Raw genomic sequence first — 18,190 nt, forward strand, 5'->3', positions numbered from 1 at the left:
AAACGGATGCGTACAGTATTACTGGGTCGATCCGATGATCATTCCCATTGTCACAATTTCATCGTAGCTGCAATATCCGGACAGGACATCGTTATAACTGAAAAACTTTGTAAAGTTATTTGCCTGAATTCATACTTTTGTTGTTATCTGTGCCAACGGCCATCCCGCCAGAACTGATTGAGGTCCAGACCCCGCGCTATCACTTCTTCTTCTACGCACTCCCGGAGCACCCGGTACGCGGGCTCGCCCTTCTGTTTCTGCTGCCAGAAAATGGTGGCAAGGCGCCGTGCGAAAAACGGACAGGCGGCGCCTGGCTCGGCAAACTCGTAGCTCATTACCCGGGACGCCCCGAACAACGGCGCCAGCTGGCTCAGCTTGAAGTCTGGACCTTCCTGCTGGATGGCTTCGTAGATATCACGCCCAGACGCCGGGGCTGGCATGAACAAGCCGATGTCTTCCGGATAGCGGAACAGGTAACGCAGCAGGATAGAGGTGGGGGCATCAATGCGCTGATCAGCCCGCTGGCGAAAGCGGTAAAAGGCCTTGATCTGGATGCCCAGAACCCAGTAAGACTCGGCACTGGTGAGCCCGAAGCTCTCTCTGAACAAAGAAAACGGACTGTCATTCCGGCCCAGAATCGGGCGCGTGGCCCGGCTGTAGGCGGCCATTTTCTGATCAGACACGGCCGCGGTGTTGGTCCACTTACCTTTCTCTATGGCCAGCTCCGGGCTGACATCCCGTGACGCGGCTTCGTCTTCCAGCACTTGCAGATAGTGCTGATCAAACCACTCACGGAAACGACGGTTGACTGCGGTCTCAAACTCAAACAACTGGTCGTCATTCATCCAGTCCGTTAATGAGTCCCGCTCCCGCAGCAAGGCCCAGCCCGTGGTGTTCGCCAGTGCCCGATGCACTTCGGCGGGCACCTGTGACTGCTTACCCACCAATGTTTGCAGCACACCGGCAAAGGCCTGGGCGTATTTGGTAACCACCAGCAACTGCAGCCGGGTAACGGGCAGCCCCGCACCCTGGGCGCCGTCCGCACCCTCAGCCAACATTTTATAGGAGGATATATAGGAGCGGCCAAACAGCGGAGCAAACCCGGCTTTGTTGGGCGCCCGGCCCTCGTCTGAGCCGCCGGAACCGGGCATGAAAGGCTGTAGCAGCGAAAACACCTCCGGATGCGACGGGCGCAGCGGTATCGGCACCCAGTCCGGATGCTTCAGCAACAGCCGGACCAGAATGGCCTGATTTGGCCGCACGCCTGGCAGCTCTGCCACCACGTCATCTTCGCCGTCGACCAGGTCCAGGGTTTCGTCTGCGACAATGCCCCGGCCCACCGTTTCGATGGTGCTTTTTGCCCTTTTCAGCTGACTTAACCGGTTAAGCGGGACGTTCATTAACATGGCCAGATCAAGATCCCGGATTTCACCACCGCCGAGGTAGCTTTCCAGTACTGCTTTGAAGCTCAACAGGGATTGACCATTGATCGGTTTTGATGGGTGAGTGAGTTCGCTTCTAGCCATGTTTCTTGTTTATCCTTGCAGACTCTTTAGTATTATCCTTACTGATTCACAAACAGTAGGCTTTCATTTTTCTATCATAATTTTCGATGTTACCATACGAAGCTGAACAGCCGACTCGGCACCTGACAACAACTTGCTGTTATCACGCTGGTTCTCCGGAGTAGCCAATTACTGTGTCTGCCATAGGTACCAAAACATTCTTTTTCTTTGAGGGCGAACAGCAGCCCGAGGAGTATACGGTCAGCAAGCCTGACTATTTCCAGGGCGCGGATTTTCAGCTTCCGCGCAAGGGCATTACCCTTTTGTACGGCAATAAGGGGCCTGGCAGCCTGATTGGTGCCGCTGTCCGTGAAAGTGCCAGCTCCGGCCTCGGCGTTTGCTTTGCCGACATTAAAGTAGACATCGGCGAGTGGGACAGCAACAAACATAAATTGTCGACCTTCAACTCTTGCCGTTTCCTTAACCTGCCGTCGCGGGCTAACCGGGAAGTGCTCGACGACGTTAACCGGCACTGGAACCAGTGGCTGGACAACGAGTGCGCGCCCCGTGAAGATTTCCCACGCAAACCGTCTAACCGCATGGATCTGCTTGATAGACTGGTCGAACAGGAGCCCTACCGGGAACTGAACGCCATAGCCTACGACGCCGTCACCCGCTTCGGCACCGCCAAGTTTGTCACCATCTATAACCTTGACGCCATTCTGACGGACCAGATCACGGTTATTCCCCCTCAGACCAACCTTCGTTTCAGCCTTCCTGATCACACCTGAGCCCTCCGCGGTTAACGACTCCCTCACAATATTCTCTTCATTTTAGACACCCGGGCTCCGCCGGGAGTCCCGATGATCATTCTTTTGCCGAATGTAAAAGTTTGTAATCTTTTGTTTGAATATCGCATAATACAATTTATACTGGTTTTGAGTATTAATTACAAGGAGACGAACTCATGCAACAACGCATTCTGGCTCTTGCTGCACTGTGTGGCGCCGCGCTGATTCCGGGCATGGCGGTAAGCGCCGAGAACTTCCCGATCAGCTACACCTCGGTAGGCGTGGAGGGAAGCTACGTTGACTCTGGCAACTCCCGCAATAAATCGGCAGTGCAAGACAACCTGGACAATTATCTGGAAGGTGGCCTTAACCTTACCCACCAATTCAATCCAAACGTCAGTCTGTTTACTCAGGCCAGCTACGCCGAGCCAGAAACCCGGGTGAATAATGTCGATGTGGACCTCTGGCGCTTTTCACTCGGCGGCCGTGTGCACCCGGGCAAATTCCGGTTGGGCGGGTGGCGCCCGTTCGGGGGTGGCGGTTACAGCTACACCAACCTGGATATCGACGGTGGCGGCAGCAAGAACGAAGACAGCCTTTACCTGGAAGGCGGCCTGCAACGGATGATGGCCCCACGGTTCCTGTTTGAAGCCGGCGTGCGTGCGCGCACCGAATTGGAAGACGGCTATGTAGACGGCCAGTACTTCGCCGGTGTGCACTATCTATTCAACCGAAAATTCCCGGCGGCCCCCCGTTCAGACATTGCGATCAAGGCTAAGGCTGCGGTTGCACCGCCCAAGGATTCAGACGGTGACGGTGTCATCGACGAACTGGACAAGTGCCCCAACACGCCACAGGGCGCCCTGGTTGATGCCGACGGCTGCGCCAAGGAGCTGACCCGGGAAATTCGCGAAACGCTGTATGTGGAATTCGAGCATGACAAGACAGCCGTCCGCACGGAGTTCTTCCCGGAAATCGAAAAACTGGCCGAGGTAATGAGGCAGTACCCTTCCTCCACCATTCTGCTTGAAGGCCATACCGACAGCACCGGCCCCGCCAGCTACAACCAGCGGTTGTCGAAAAGCCGGGCCGATGCGGTGATGAAAGTGCTGATCGACGAGTTCGGCATTATGTCTGCCCGCATCACCACCACCGGCATGGGTGAATCCCAACCGGTTGCCTCGAACAGCAGCCCGGAAGGGCGTGCCCAAAACCGCCGCGTGGAGGCCATTGTCTCCGGCGAGCACACCGAAATCATGAAGAAGTAAAGCACAGGACGCGACCATGACTATTTCAAAACGCTCATTGGCTGTACTTGGTATTGTTTCATCCCTGGCCCTTGCCGGCTGCGGTGGCAGTGATGGCCCGGGTGACCCACGGGTTACCGTTCCTGAGGACCCTACCCGGGCCCAGACCGAGCAGGCACAGTTCTGCGAATCGACCAGCACCACCTTCGCGGTGACCGAGTTTGTGCCCACCGACCGCACCACCGGCGTTGCCGTGAACAGCAATGTACGGATTACCTTTAACGCCAATCTTGACCCTGCCAGCGTGGACGGGAACGTTCGTCTGCTGGCCGGGGTCAACCAGGTTGCACTCGAAGACGGCAGCCCTCGGGTGGTCGGCAAATCCCTGGTGCTGAACCCTTTGGGAGACCTGAACGGCAACACCGAGCACACCATTGAGGCGTTGTCCGGCTTGCGCGCGGATTGCGCAGATGCCGGTACTAGCAAATCGCTGGCGGCAAAAAAATCTGCCGACTTCACCACCGGAGACACCGTTGAGCAAGACACCACGGGCCCGGTGGTGGTGGCTTCCAGCCCGCAAAGCGGCGAAACCATGGCCTCTGAGGAAACTCGCGTTTTTGTGGAGTTCGATGAACCGGTCGACCCTACCTCGGTGGACGAGAACACCTTTGTAATTGAAGAGCTGGATGATAACGGCAACCTGGTGGGTAAGGTGTCTGGCACCACCAATGTGGTTGGCAACTCGGTTGAGTTTACCCCTGATCAGGGTTTGGCCGGCCAAACCTACTACCGGGTAACCACCCACAGCGGCATTACCGACCTTGCGGGCAACGGCATGGACACGTCGGATTCGTTCGTGTTCCGCACCGGTGGTCTGGTTCTTGCCCTCAACGACGGTGTGATCAGCGAAATTCCGTTACTGGGTGCAGCCCTCAATGAACTCGGTGGCACCCTGCTGGAACCATTGGCTTTCGGTGATTCTGAGGATGGCCTGAACAGCCTGGATAACGCCCTGATTCTGAAATTACCGCTGATTGATGGGCTGTCTGATGCGCTGAATGGCGCCTCAAGCCTCGGCGGCATGCCCACCAACACTGTGGACGACATTGATTTTCTCAGCTTCCTGACCGGCGTGGTTGCCGTCTGCGACCCGAAATCCGTGAATAACGGTGAACCCGGCGTTGACTGCACCCTGGCGCTGGATCTCGGCCTGGGGCACAGCCAGATCACAGCCCTGGCCGATGCCTTTACCGGCGGCAATCCGGAACAGGTACCAGACCTGCTGCTGGGGCTGATCGAGGGCTTGGCCTCCGGCGATATGAGCACCGTACCGCCAGAGCTGGCAGACCTGTTTGAAGAGAATGACCGGGGCCTGTTGCAACTGCGACTGGTGGACGATAACGGGCTGCCACTGCCGGCCCCGCTGGAAGATGGCCTGCTGACGGTATTGGATGCCGTTTCACAAATCCCGGTACTGGGTGAACTGACCAACCAGCACGACACCAAAGCACTGGCCGACATTGGCCTGCTGCAGGGCTCTCTGGCCCGGGTTGACCTGGGTGGATTGGCTTCAATCACCGTGCTGGACGGCTTTGAAACCTTTGTTGGCCCCAATGGCGTGCTGAATCTGGGCGGCGCACTGTTCGATACCCTACTGGAACTCTTCCCTGAGGATGGTGGTAGTGGCGGCATGCCCAACCCGGAAGACCTGCCGCTGATTGGTGAATTGATCGGCCTGCTGGATGCCGGTGGTTTCCCGGAAGGCGGTGAGTTTGGCCTTGCGGATACCTTTATCGAAGGGCTGCAAAACCTGTTCGAGATGGACACGCCGTTTGAACCGAGCGATCTGCCGCTGCTGGGCGAGATCCTCACTCTGCTGGACCCGGCGAACTTCGGCGAAGGTGATTTGCCCTTGATCGGCGACCTGATCGCGCAGCTGATGGCCCTTGGTGATAACCAGGGTGACCTGGAAAGCTTGCCCCTGATTGGAGACCTGATCGAACTGTTCTCCAACCCGGAAGAGGCCATCAACACACTGACAGCGCTGTTCGACCCAGCCAACCTGACCGAACTGCCCAAAACCCTCACAGGCCTGATCGGCGGCCTCTTCAACCTCTAACCCGACCTTCGGGATCTTTGGGGTCAGACCCCCGGACATTTGGCACCGTCAAATGTCTTGGGGTCTGACCCCATTCTTTATTTTTGAGCGAAACACCCAATTTCTTTCTATAACTGTACTTGAACACTTGCTTACAATTTGCTTATGGAGAAGTCGGGAACCGCGCCGATATGATCTAACGAGATTACCAAATAACAATAATTGCGCTTCAGGGAGTTTTTATGCGACAAAACCTGCCCGTTACCAACAACGAGCGCACCTTCTCGCCAAATCAAAAGCTGATTTCTTCCACCGATCTGAAAGGCAAGATCCAGCACTGCAACAAGGCGTTTGTCGATATCAGCGGTTTCAACCGTGAGGAGCTGATTGGCCAGCCCCACAACATTGTTCGTCACCCAGACATGCCACCCGAGGCTTACGACGAGATGTGGGGGTGTCTGAAAGCCGGCAAGCCCTGGATGGGGCTGGTTAAAAACCGGTGCAAGAACGGCGATTTTTACTGGGTAAGTGCCTACGTGACGCCAGTGACAGAGAACGGGGATATTATCGGGTACGAGTCGGTTCGCTCCTGCCCTGCCCGGGAGGATGTTGCTCGAGCCGAAAAGCTGTATGCAGGCATTCGGGCTGGCAATCACCGGAGCAAGCTTCAGTCTCTCACGCCTTCTATCCACCATGCTCTTGTCGGATTTGGCCTTGTGGCCGCCGCGCTCTTGTATGGCGCCGGACAGGTTGACGGGGCCGCGGGGCTGTTGGCGGTCGCGTTTGTGGGGCGGCATGTATCGGCGTCCATGTCTCGCACGAAGCTCATCAACTCAGTCATGGAGCAGATGGGCAAAACCTTTAGCAGTGACCTGGCCGCGCAGAGTTATACCGATCACGGACTAGGCCTGGGCAGGCTGAAAGTGGCGGTGATGGCGCAGAAAGCGCACCTGGATGCCGTACTGACCCGGCTGGAAGATTCTTCCGCTGCGGTCAGGTTGCACACCACCCGGGACCTTGAGATTGCCTACGACACCCAGCAAACCATGCAGAAGCAGCAACAGGAAACCGAACAAGTCGCTGCCGCAATCCATGAGATGTCGGTGACCATCGGCGAAGTATCACAAAATGTGCAGTTGACCGCCGACAAGGCAGACAGCGCCCGCCAGGCGTCTGACCGGGGTGTCGCCACGATCAGTTCTACCGGGGTAGCGATTGAGAACCTGAAGCAGACGGTTCACAACATTGGCCAATCGGTTAACGACCTTGCCCAGCAAACCCACCGGATTGCCTCCGCCGCGAAGATCATTGAAGACATTGCCGAGCAGACCAACCTGCTAGCCCTGAACGCGGCCATTGAGGCAGCGCGGGCTGGTGAGCATGGCCGGGGCTTTGCGGTGGTGGCAGATGAAGTGCGCAATCTGGCCCGCAGAACCCGGGAATCCACCGAAGAAATTCACGGCGTGGTTTCCGAGCTGGTTGGCAAGTCTGAGCAATCGGTTCAGGTGGCTGAAACCGGCGTAATAGCCGCAGATAACGGCCTGGAGAAAATGCTGGAAGCACAGGCCAGTTTGTCTGAAATCGCCGAGTCTGTCGCGACCATCGCCGAGATGGCCCTGCAAATGGCCACGGCAGTGGAGGAACAGGCTCAGGTATCCGATCAGGTCAACGAGCAGGTGGAACGCATCTCAACCATGGCCGAACAGAATCTGGTCAAAGGTGAGGAATCCACCCAAAGCGTGCGCGAGATGGGCGACATCGCCAAAGACCTGCACGAGCTGGTCGTCCGCTTCAAATAAAAGTTGGGGTCAGACCCCAGGACATTTGATGGAGCGAAATGTCCGGGGGTCTGACCCCAATTTCATAGAGGGGCGTTTTCGATGCGTTCCCACATGCGGAGGTAGGCTTCGGCCGAGGTGAAGAGTTGGTTGACGGCGTCGTCGATCAGCCCTTGTGGGCGGTCGGAGTGGAGCATCATGTCGGCGATCTGGTCCGGGTAGAGGCCGTAGTGGGCGACGCCGCGGCCGTCGTAGAGGCCGAATTCACGGTCGCCAGTGGTTTGTTTGTGGAACACCACGCGGCCGTCTATTGAGGTAAACGGGTAGAGCCTGGCGTCGTCTTCTGCGCTGCCGGGGTTGTTGGCGAGCTGTGCGATACCGTTTACGTCGGAGGCGAAGCCGGCACCGCCGAAGGGCCCGACTTTCTGGTCATCCGGGCGGGGGCGATTGCCATCCCGGACCAGTTTGTCGACCCAGTTCTCACGGACGCCACCGAAGGAGGCGGTGATGCCACCCTGGGCGGCGATGCGGTCGCGCAGGGCTTCGGTGCCGCCCCAGCCGCCGTGGCTGTTGATGACCGGGTAATCCAGCTTTTCGGTGATGTCGAGGATGCGAGCGGCGGCCTTGCGGCTGATGTGGTCGGTTTCGATCATCATCTTGCGGCGCACCAGTTCCTGGATCAGGAAGTCGCCCAGGTCGGTCAGGCCCCGTCGGTTACACAGGTGTTCGGTGCCCTGGCGTGGGTCCAGCGCGGCCATTTCTTCCGGAGTCTGCGGGAAGCGGTCGCCCAGGTAATCGAGCTGAAACAACAGCTGATCAAGGATACCGAAAGGCTGCATCTGGGCATTCTGGTCGGTTTCGTCGCCCACAAATTCGGTGCCTTCCGGGCATTCCTCAAATTCGATGGGATGGCCAGTTTCCAGCAGGTTGCCGGCATAGAGCACAGGGCCAATGCCGACACCGGAGGTTAGATCCGGCAAGTGACCACCAAACGCATTGTCGAACTTGTGCACCGGGAACATGTTGCGAACGCCCAGCTGGTAGAGCTGGTCCAGACGCTCGACGATGTCTTGTGCGGTGCATTCGGCAACGCCCATGAACTCGCCGCAGCGCATGACTTTCGACATTTCGATGCCGAGAATCACGGCCATCTTGCCGTCGCCAATCACTTCTCTGGCCTGTGCCGGGCTGGTGACGATCTGGAACCACCCCTCACCCGGCCCGCCGTGTTGGGCGTCGATGTAGTTCTGCATCTCATACATGCGCTGGATTTGCAGCAGGATGGCTTCCATGGGGTCGCAATCGTTCTGCTTCTGGGGGTTGATTGCGCAAAGCACTTCGTTGTGCACCAGGTGATTCACCAGGATTTTCATGCCGGAGTAATGCGCCCGCTCCAGCCAGCGGTAATAGCTTTGATGGTGTTGCAGGGAGTTGTAACGGGGCCAGTCGTTGAAGGTGGGCCAGCCCTGGGTGTCGTGGGGGCCGCTGCCACTGGTAACCAGCTCCACAAACCCGGTGGTGCCCCAGGGGCCGTGGGCCACTTCGCAGTTTTCCAACGCGTGGGTAACGCCGAATTTGTGAAACGGTGCGCCGTAGTTAACGCGGCCGCCGATGAATTCATAGGCAGAAATGTGGGAGTGAGCATCCGCGTACCCGAAGATATCGTCGTTCTTGATGCCTTTGATATTTTTGAAGCGGTCGACCTCTTTCAGATACACCGCTGGGCCGCGCTTGTCGGCCACTTCCAGGCTGAGGTCGGCTTCCGGATAATCCGCACAGCCCCGGGCTTCAACAAAGGTGAAGGCGTTACCTTCGGCCCGCAGGGATGGCGATGCCAGCGTCAAGCCTTCGTCTGAGGTGCCCAGCATCAGGCCGGTGATGGCGGAGGTGAGCGTATACTCACTGTTTTGCAGTTTGTTGACCTTCCACACCGCCAGATCATTCGGGGCGTTTACGGTGGCAAGCCGGGGGCGCACGTCTGCGTTGGCCAGCTGATCGCCGGCGAATTCCAGGCTTTCACCCAGCTCCCGGAGAAGGCCACCGAGAGGTGCAATCGGGTCCAGCACCAGGTTGGTGGTGTCGCCCAGGCCGGCCACCAGATAGCTCAGCTCGCCAATGAACATGCCAGTGGTATCCAGAAATTCGCCACCGGGATCACTGATCCCCAGCAGTTCGAACTGACCGGCTTGGCCCGCTTCGCGCTGGTAATCGGACATCAGCAGATAGGCGCCAAGCTCGGTTGGCCGCAGGTAGAACCGGGCGGCCTGAGCGGAGTCAGTGGTTACTCCGTAGGACTGGCCTGCCCCTTGTGAAATATAACGGCCATCGGCCTGAAGGTTATAGCAGCCATTGGCCAGGGCAAAACGGGTATTGGCGTAGGCGTAGGTTCCCGGGCTTTGGCCGGGCGGTGACGACTGGCCTGGGTTGGCCGGCGCGGGGCGTTGTTCGGCGTGTTGCTGGGGCGATGAGTCGTTGCTGTCACCACCACAACCCGACAACACCAGAAGAGAACCTGCACAAACCAACGAAGCCAGCAGGCGCTGGCGAACTGATGTGACCACGGGATGTCTCCTAAAGGAGGGTCGCCCGCCCCGAACGGGGCGGGCAGGAATTACTCTAGTGAGTGCTGATGTTACCGAACACCGGCACGGCGCAGCGCGGCAGGGGTAAAGTCGTTGGACCGAGCCGACACACCGAAGGTGTAGGGATCGCTTTCTTCGTTGGTCAGGCCCATGACCAGGTAGCGACCCGACATCAGGTCGTACAGGGTTTCCGCCGCGTAGGACGGCACATTGATGTCGTAACCCTGGATATGGTGCGCCTCAGCCACACGCCACAGGTCGCCACGGCCATCGTAGTGATCCACCACGGAGATCTGCCAGGAATCTTCATCCACGAAGAAGTCCCGCTGGCCATAAATATGACGCTCGCCGTCTTTCAAGGTGGCGCGTACATGCCAGACCCGGTGCAGCTCGTATCGGGTATGCTCCGGGTTGATGTGGCCCGGCATGATGATGTCTTTGTAGCTCAGGTCCCGGGCCGACAGGCGATAGGAGTTGTAGGGAATGTACATTTCCTTTTTGCCGACCAGTTCCCAGTCGTAGCGGTCTGGTGCACCGTTGTAGAGGTCCAGGTTGTCGGACGTACGCTGACCATCCGCTGCGGTACCCGGGCCGTCATAGGCCACCTGGGGTGCACGGCGCACGCGGCGCTGGCCGGAGTTGTACAACCAGGCCCGGCGGCCTTCTTTCACCTGGTCCAGTGTTTCGTGCACCAGCAGCACGTTACCGGCCAGGCGGGACGGAGCTGTGATCACCTGCTTGAAGTAGAACAGCACGTTGTCGTCCATGCCCGGTTTGTAGTCTGCCAGTTCAACACGGTCGGTCAGGTGTTCGGTAAATTTGACCGGGCTGAAATCACCGTTGCCCTGGGGCGTTACCTGGGCCACGTTACGAATGATGGAACCACCTCGATAACGGGTGATGTGGTTGAAGATAACCTCCACACCCTTTTGCGGGATCGGGAAAGGCACCCCTTTTTCGTAGTTCTGCAAACCGTTACCGTCTGCGGTGAGCGATACGGTGGTGGCGTTCTCTTTGGCCTGGTTCAGAAACGCCTCAGGATAGGTGGTCGTCCGGCGGGTTTCATAGACCGGAATGTAGAAAGAACTGTAGGTATTGATCGTCGCCACTTGTCCGGGAGACAGCTTGTCGGCGTGTTCATCCACGTTGCTCTGGTCAATAACGAACTTGATTTCATCATCGGCGAAAGGGTCTGGGTATATACCCTGCTGGGGCTGATTGACGCCAGGATTCAGCAAGCCGCCATCCCAGGCGGGAATCGCGCCACCGTTGCCGGCTCTTTCGGCGCCGATGGGGGTCAGTTCGTTACCCAGCTTTGCTGCCTCGGCCGCAGACACCGCCGCCATCGCCGGCGAGGCCCCGAACAGCGAGAGCGCAATGGCGCCGGCAATCAGGTGTTTTTTATGGGTTCTCATAGTCAGGACTCCTGTTTTTGTCGTCGTCATAATCAGAATGCGTAGGAAATGCTGGCGGCGATGAAATCGCGGTCAGAGATTTCGTTGTATTTGCCACCAAAGAAATGGGTGTAGCTGATCGAGCCGGAATAGCGGTTCTGGTAATTGGCATCCAGCCCGAAACTCACGGATTTGTTGCCTTCCTTGAAGTTGCCGCCGGGGTCTGGCGCGTAGCCTTTCACATCGTGGGTAAAGAACAGCTTGGGCATCAGGTTGATGCCGGCGAAGGCGTTGGAATAATCCAGCGCGAACAGAGCCCGATAGCCCCAGGAGAAGGATGTGGTGATGCCGCCACTGCCACAGTTGGTGGGATTGATGTTCAGGCGGGTGGTCTCATCGCCCGGGCCTTCGCGGCACAGGTCACCGGTGAAGGATTCACCGTCCAGGGGCACCGGGCCGACGCCGAACAACCCGGAGCGGCCATAGCGGGCTTCACTTTTGTCCGGCAGGTTGTGGACGTAAGTGGCGCCTACTTCGCCAATGGCGATAAAGCGATCTGCTCCGAACACACGATCGATAAAGTGAATAAAGGTGGCCTGGGCCTGGGAGACATCGTAGCGATCGAAGCCATCCACAGGTTTGCCGGCATAGTTGAGGCCCGGATCGCTGGCCTGAACACGTTGCTCCAGCTTACTGACCACCTGGCCATCGGGGCCTCGCTGCTGTATCCCGCCATAGATCAGTTCAAACGTGTTCCACTGAATGGGCTGGTTGGGACGGAAGCTGTATTCGGCGCCAAACGAGGTACCGGTCGGGAGCGTGGTGTTGATGCTGACCCCATACAGCTCGATGCCTTTGGGGTAATCGATGTAGTAGCTCGGAAAGCGTGAGAACGGCAGATCAGGATCATTGATCTGGTTCATTTCCGGCGCTTCCGGGTTGGCAACAATACCGCTGATAAACGGCAAACGGCTGTGGTAACGCAGGTAGTAGAACCCAAGTTCTGAATCTATCGCTGGCACATACCAGCGCAGCGCAACCCCGAACTGGTCTTTATCGCCGGGCTCTACATCACCCTCTCGAGGTGCAAAAAAGCCTTCTTCCAATGCCTGAGCATCCGGCACCTGACCGGCCAGAAGAACCGGGCCACACCCATCCGAGGCAACGTCAGCCGTCGAGAAGTAAGTACCACAATCATCTACCTTGAACGGCTCCCACTCCAGCTGGAGGTAGGCTTCCAAAGTGAGCTCAGGGGTGAGGCCTACAGAGGTGTACACCATGTTGACCGGCAGCAGTACGTCTTTCAATTCCGCACCCGGGGTTCTGAATGCACCGGCATCGATCGGGTTGATAGAGTTGATGCCCCCGAGGATAAAGGTGCTTTCGCCCCAGCTGACAACCTGGCGGCCAACCCGCGCCGAGATTGGCGTATTGCCGGCGTACCAGTCGGTAAAGATATAGGCGTCGAGCAGGTCGGCACCGGCCGCGTTGTCTTTTGCCTCAGGATTAAGCTCCCGGCGTTGGTCAACGGGGTCAACCGCACGCTTGTTATCTTTGAGTTCGAAGTCGTAGTAATAGGTTCCGCGAACCAGCGTACCAATCCTGGTCAGGTAGTCACTGTTGGGACGGTAGTCGAGGAATAGCTCAGAACGGCCCCGCAGTATCTGGGAGTAAGGATCACCTTTTTTAAAGTTCAGGTTGCCATCATCGAAGTTGTTGGAGGAGGCGCCGGTGTCGCTGAAGGCAAATTCCGGCCCCAGATTGCCCTGGGAGATCAGGTCTGGGTCCTGATCTGAAACCCGCACGGCAATGCCGGCTGTCAGCGTGGTGCTGAACGATGCATCAATACCGTAAAAGTTGAAATCGATAGCTGCGGCGGGCGAGGCAATCAATGCGGAGATTGCGGCCGCCAGGCCCGAATTCCTGGTTTTGAATATGCTGTATTTTGTTGTTGTCATGTTACTGCTCCAGTGTCTGGGTCACCCCGGCAGCCTGTTAGCCGGGGTGACTTTTAGCCGGTTTGGAAAAAGAGGTTTGTTCGATTGCATGTGGCGCTCGCGATCAGAGCCCGATCAAGCCACCAAGGAAACCGCCAAGACCGCTATCCAGCAGTCCGCCACCGTCTTCTTCGCTTTCCTCTGTCGCTGAAGGATCCCGGCCGGCGTCGGTCTGATCATCACAGGCGGCATCTCCCGGGGCGCTACCGACACCTTGCACAACACAGGTGTTGGTTACCCCAACCGTGAACGACGCCCCAGAGACGGTTTTGCTACGGAACAGCGCAACCATCTGGCCGGCCATTTCGTCAAACACCGCGCTGGAACTGAAGGGGTCGGCGGCTTTCTGGCCAGCGGAAACCGGGTTGCCATGGGAGCCTTCCAGATAGCGGGTGATCACCGGGCGATTACCGTCGTTCTGGTCGCTGCCGGTATCAACCGCGCCCATGAAACGCGCCAGCGGATCGGTTCCAGCCAGCGGAGCAGGCTGGCTGCTGATCTGGAAGCCTGCGTCTGTAACCAGCTCCAGAGGCCCCTGGTCGTAGAGTTCGGCGTCTGCGGCATTCGGGATAGTGCCATCCGAGGGCCGATCGGCGTCGCCTTCCAGACCAACAATGGAGGTAAGCAAGGTCGCACTGTTGTCCGATTTCTCAAACAACGGTGCGAAGGCGACCGGATCGGTGGAGTCCAGAAGTGCCTGGAACACGTTGAAATAGATGTTCAGTTCGGTTCTGCCCTGAGCCAACAGGCCTTCAGAGGCCGCATCAAGAGTCGGCAGCAGCACCGGCGCTACCGTCTCGCGGGAGTTCTCCGCCAGCCGGCTGAACTGGCCACCGGTATTGAACAACACCGACGCCAGAACGGGGTTCAGGTCTGGATTGTCCTGGGCGGCCAGGTTGTTGATGACCGGAAAGGGTACGCCCCCCATACCACTCAGAGAATGGCTGATGAAATACACCCTATCGGTATTCATGTTCAGGCCGTCATCACACTCACTGCAGCTATTAATGGCTTGCTCAATGGCGGGTAACAGAGCATTCACCTGCAGCAGATCAAGTGCGCTCTGGCGCATGTTGTCACGGGTGTTGGCGAAGTTGGTGAAGTTCAGGAACAGGCTGCCGGATTCCGGATTCTCTACCTGATCACCCGGTATGGCCTGCATGTCTGGGCCAGCGGTAAAGCCGAAGTGGCGCTCAGTGGCGTCGGCAGAAGCGCCCGGCTGTTGGCTGATATCAACCATGCCGCCGTTGGCGCTGGTTGCCGCCTCGCCAAAGGCACCGTTCAGGGGCAGGTCGATGCCCACGGTGATAAAACAGTCGGCGTTGTTGGTCGGTGTCGCGTTGTCTGACAGGCACAACAACCCCGCGGCGGTGGCCATTGGGAGAATGGCTGAGCGATCCTGTGTCGCTGCGTGCTGGTAGATTATCACTGGGTAGCCATCGGCCGGGCCCGTACCGAACAGCGGGTTCGAATCCGGTGCCGTGACGACGATGGGGACTTTTGTATCACCCTGCTTTTGGGCAAACGGGAACCGATAGCTGACTCGGTCTGAGGCTGCCTGCGGCAGATCCGGATTGTCGCTGAAGTCCGCAGGCAACCAGGAGCCACTTTGAAGCGGGGAACCATCTGTGCCCTCAGGCAACGGCTGATAGTACGGCAAGCTGATTTCGCCCTCATACACCCGCACGTTGACCCGTACATCCGTGATCAACAGATCAATCGCCACTTGCTCCAGGGCCGGATTGACCTCGCCCCCGTCTTTCTGGCTAAAGAAACGGACCGGCGAAGGTTCGCCAGATTCCGGATTGTGTGCACGTGGAAGATCGGCAACCTGGGCAACCTGGTCGGCCAGCTCGGCAGCCCTGCCCGAAACATCAACTACTTCCTCGACGGCTTGGGCCGCCGTGGCCTGCAGGGTAAATGCCAGCTGCCGATCGTCTCTCTCGGACATCACCAAATCGGTGTAGCGCAGCTGAATGCCGTTGTCATTGGCGTCGGTCAGAATGGTGGCCAGCTCATCGTTGAACAGGCGATAAGTCTGGTCTGTCAGCAGTTCAAACAGGCGCTGGTTGATCTGCTGATCCTGGTCGGAAAACGCCTCAAGCGTTTGATTGCTGAAGTTCAGAGCACCCGAGACCACCTGATCCAAAACCTGTTGTTTCTGGTCAATCAACAGCTTCTGCCGGAACCAGGCTGCCGGCGCGGCGTTCGCCAACAGCACATCTTCCACGGCCGTGGTGGTGAAGCTGATGGCAAAGGTGATGTCGTCGTAGGAGGATACTTCCGCCGAATTACCGCCCTGCTCCCGTTTAAAGTTGAAGAAATCGTTGGTCCAGTTGCGAGCCGGCGCCATCACATCGCGAAACGATTGCAGTGCCGGGTTACTGATCACGAAGTCCGGGTTGGAGGCCGTTTCAAAGCGGTTTTCTTTAACCAGCGGCTTGCCATCCTTATCAACAATCTTGTTGCCAATCGCTACCGCGTATTTGGTTTTCGGCTTCAACGGCTGGATGGGCAGCAGTCGTATGGCGTTGTTCTGGGAACCTCCGGCAGCCTCGGCCGGGCCGTTGGCGTCGACGGTAATGATTTCAACCCGGAAGCGTTCTTCCAACAAGCCTTGATAGATGGCTTCCGCCCCGGCGGTGTCGCCCTCGGCTTCCAGGCGTTTGGCCAGGCGGTATTGGTCCGCCGCGACCAGGCCGCCCACTTCACGGGGTTGCTGGAACACGCTGTCGCCCGACGGAAACTCGATTTCCAGAACGTAGATATTCTGGTCCGGATTGGGGACCACCTCGCCGTCAATTTCTACGAAATTCCGGGCATCCAGTGTCTGGTTCGGGTCCAGGCTGTCGCTGATCTTGATGTCGAATGGCGCAAGGATGGAGTTGCCGTCGACAAACCCCAGCCCGGTGGTGACCGGGTTAGCCGGATCGGTGCCATTGAGCATGGTGCCGTCCCGTTCGGGGTTGAGGAAAAACAACGGGTCGCTGGGCAGCGGGAAGGCCGTGTCGAGCGGGCGAAAGATCGGCCGCGTGCCCTCGGCGATGATATTCGGGTTGTCTATCTCGTAAACCGGGTTGGCGTTTTTGTTCGTTTTCCCGCCGCTTTCGAGGCACCCGGTCAGGGCGGTGCTCGCGGCCAGGACGGTGATGAGTGCTCTGCTTTGATTACCAGTCATCGTTACCATCTCCCAAAACTTATTTTTGTATTTTTGGCAGAGCCAGCTGCATAGCGCCCTGCCTTATCTTCAATAATATCGCATAATATATTGTATTCCAACTTTTATGGCCGAAAATGACGGAATTAACGGCACACCAAACATCTAATAGGGTATGTTATGCCGTACTTTCAAAAGTTTAGCGCTTGATACAGGGGCAGAATTTGCCGGCATTCGAAGGGCGGGTTAGCGGCGTTACGTGGTCAGCAGGCGCCTGGGTGAGCAAATATGCGGTTACGACCGGCCTCTTTTGCCTTGTACAAGGCATCGTCGGCACGTTTCACGAGGGTTTGCGAGGTGTCCCGGCCGACAAACTCCGAAACACCCGCACTGATGGTTACGGATTGGGCAAAATCAAACCGGGCCGACTCCACCGCCTTGCGAACGTTTTCCGCCACAACCATGGCGCTCTCAGCCCCGGTTTCCGAAAGAATAATCAGGAACTCTTCGCCTCCCCACCGGCCAATGACATCCGTGGCGCGGATAGCATTGGCCGCAAGCCTGGCCACTTCCTGCAACACCAGATCGCCCACATCGTGGCCGTAGGTATCGTTGAAGGATTTGAAATGATCGATGTCGAACAGGATCACCGACAGCGGGTTACGGTAGCGCTGCGACCGCCCGATCTCTTTGATCAGAGACTCCTCGGCATGGCCCCGGTTGTTGATGCCGGTTAGCCGGTCGGTTCTGGCCTGGCTGAGCAATCCGGAAAGGTAGCTGTGGCGTTCAACGATGATCGAGATCACAAACAGGTAGTTTGCGATCCGGTCGTCATCCGGCAAGGGAATTCCCTCATGGAAGCGCAGGAGATCGAAGGTGCCCAGGACATCGCCGTCGATTTTCTTGATCGGATACGAATGCCAGACCTGCACGCCGGTGGGCAAATCGTGTGCCTGGCGCTTATCTGCGGATTTATCAGCGGTGCCTGCCGACACCTGAACATCCTCGCCCAGCAGCGCGGCAGTGGCGTGGGGTAGGGTTCCGTGCAGGAGTTTTACTTCATGGAGGTGTGTCGATAATGGCTCATTCACCCCCCGGTGCCAGGCAAGCTTGAGCACATTTCGGTTCTGATCAAGCACCGACACGCTGTAGGCAACCCACAACGCGGAGCCGGCATCGGCCTGTAAAAGCTCAAACGCTTTTGCCAGCCCTTTGAGCAGATCACCCTCGTTGAGAATCGATTTTATAATGCGGGTTTCCTGCTCGGCGAGCTCCCGTGAGATGGCACGCACGGCGCTGTTGCTGTGATCAACCAGTGCGGCACGCCGCGGCAGGCGTTCAATGGCGGTGGACAGCTCATCACAATCGCTGCTGAGCTCCGAAAGCCGGGCACTGAGCCGCTTCAACTGGCGGTTTGACGCCAGCTCCAGTTTGTTGATATCGGATTTCAGCCTGGCGATAACCACGGCCATCCCGGCCAGAAGCACCAAAGCCAACAGCCCGATCAACACACTGAAAGGCTGATCCAGATATTCGGTCAAGCGACATCACCATCCTTTGATCACGACAGCCTTCCGGGCACCCGTCCCAAAAAGTTGTCCGGCAACATATCCTCAAACCATGCTGCCTTTAGCGCCACCT

General features: G+C 57.8%; 10 protein-coding genes. 4 read left to right on the forward strand and 6 right to left on the reverse strand.

Annotation, left to right across the window (positions count from 1 at the left end; genetic code table 11):
- Positions 1-143 precede the first annotated feature (143 nt).
- Positions 144-1,526 carry a hypothetical protein gene (locus C7H08_RS10275; protein WP_106671657.1) on the reverse strand — a complete coding sequence of 461 codons (1,383 nt, stop codon included), beginning with the start codon at positions 1,524-1,526 and terminating at the stop codon, positions 144-146.
- Between the two features lie 173 nt (positions 1,527-1,699).
- Between C7H08_RS10275 and C7H08_RS10280 the strand changes: the two genes are divergently transcribed.
- From C7H08_RS10280 to C7H08_RS10295, 4 genes are all read left to right on the forward strand, one after another.
- Positions 1,700-2,296, forward strand: coding sequence for a hypothetical protein (locus tag C7H08_RS10280; RefSeq protein ID WP_106671658.1), 597 nt, complete (start codon positions 1,700-1,702; stop codon positions 2,294-2,296).
- 176 nt (positions 2,297-2,472) lie between these two features.
- Positions 2,473-3,564, forward strand: coding sequence for an OmpA family protein (locus C7H08_RS10285; protein WP_106671659.1), 1,092 nt, complete (start codon positions 2,473-2,475; stop codon positions 3,562-3,564).
- 16 nt (positions 3,565-3,580) lie between these two features.
- The gene (locus C7H08_RS10290; protein ID WP_106671660.1) at positions 3,581-5,662 is read left to right on the forward strand and encodes an Ig-like domain-containing domain; all 2,082 of its coding nucleotides are present in this window, start codon (positions 3,581-3,583) and stop codon (positions 5,660-5,662) included.
- Between the two features lie 221 nt (positions 5,663-5,883).
- A complete protein-coding gene (locus C7H08_RS10295; protein WP_106671661.1) occupies positions 5,884-7,440 on the forward strand; it encodes a methyl-accepting chemotaxis protein in 1,557 nt (518 codons plus the stop codon).
- 62 nt (positions 7,441-7,502) lie between these two features.
- On the opposite strand, the gene C7H08_RS10300 is transcribed toward C7H08_RS10295, so the two are convergent.
- The 5 genes from C7H08_RS10300 to C7H08_RS10320 all read right to left on the reverse strand — a co-directional run bounded on the left by C7H08_RS10300 (position 7,503) and on the right by C7H08_RS10320 (position 18,090).
- On the reverse strand, positions 7,503-9,980 hold the full coding sequence (locus C7H08_RS10300; protein ID WP_106671662.1) for an amidohydrolase family protein: 2,478 nt from the start codon (positions 9,978-9,980) through the stop codon (positions 7,503-7,505).
- Positions 9,981-10,051: 71 nt separating this feature from the next.
- Positions 10,052-11,416 carry a DUF1329 domain-containing protein gene (locus tag C7H08_RS10305; protein ID WP_106671663.1) on the reverse strand — a complete coding sequence of 455 codons (1,365 nt, stop codon included), beginning with the start codon at positions 11,414-11,416 and terminating at the stop codon, positions 10,052-10,054.
- Positions 11,417-11,448: 32 nt separating this feature from the next.
- On the reverse strand, positions 11,449-13,353 hold the full coding sequence (locus C7H08_RS10310; protein WP_106671664.1) for a DUF1302 domain-containing protein: 1,905 nt from the start codon (positions 13,351-13,353) through the stop codon (positions 11,449-11,451).
- A 103-nt stretch (positions 13,354-13,456) separates the two neighbouring features.
- Entirely contained in the window at positions 13,457-16,570 is a 3,114-nt protein-coding gene (locus C7H08_RS10315; protein WP_106671665.1) for a hypothetical protein, read from the reverse strand.
- Positions 16,571-16,812: 242 nt separating this feature from the next.
- Positions 16,813-18,090, reverse strand: coding sequence for a GGDEF domain-containing protein (locus tag C7H08_RS10320; protein ID WP_106671666.1), 1,278 nt, complete (start codon positions 18,088-18,090; stop codon positions 16,813-16,815).
- Between the last annotated feature and the right edge of the window lie 100 nt (positions 18,091-18,190).

This window comes from Marinobacter halophilus (assembly GCF_003007685.1).
In the GTDB taxonomy this organism is placed as follows: Bacteria; Pseudomonadota; Gammaproteobacteria; order Pseudomonadales; family Oleiphilaceae; genus Marinobacter; species Marinobacter halophilus.

Bases quoted from the DNA above. Each gene is read 5' to 3' on its own strand.
- C7H08_RS10275 (WP_106671657.1), bottom strand. From the start codon at position 1,526: ATGGCTAGAAGCGAACTCACTCACCCATCAAAACCGATCAATGGTCAA.
- C7H08_RS10285 (WP_106671659.1), top strand. From the start codon at position 2,473: ATGCAACAACGCATTCTGGCTCTTGCTGCACTGTGTGGCGCCGCGCTG.
- C7H08_RS10290 (WP_106671660.1), top strand. From the start codon at position 3,581: ATGACTATTTCAAAACGCTCATTGGCTGTACTTGGTATTGTTTCATCC.
- C7H08_RS10295 (WP_106671661.1), top strand. From the start codon at position 5,884: ATGCGACAAAACCTGCCCGTTACCAACAACGAGCGCACCTTCTCGCCA.
- C7H08_RS10305 (WP_106671663.1), bottom strand. From the start codon at position 11,416: ATGAGAACCCATAAAAAACACCTGATTGCCGGCGCCATTGCGCTCTCG.
- C7H08_RS10310 (WP_106671664.1), bottom strand. From the start codon at position 13,353: ATGACAACAACAAAATACAGCATATTCAAAACCAGGAATTCGGGCCTG.
- C7H08_RS10315 (WP_106671665.1), bottom strand. From the start codon at position 16,570: ATGACTGGTAATCAAAGCAGAGCACTCATCACCGTCCTGGCCGCGAGC.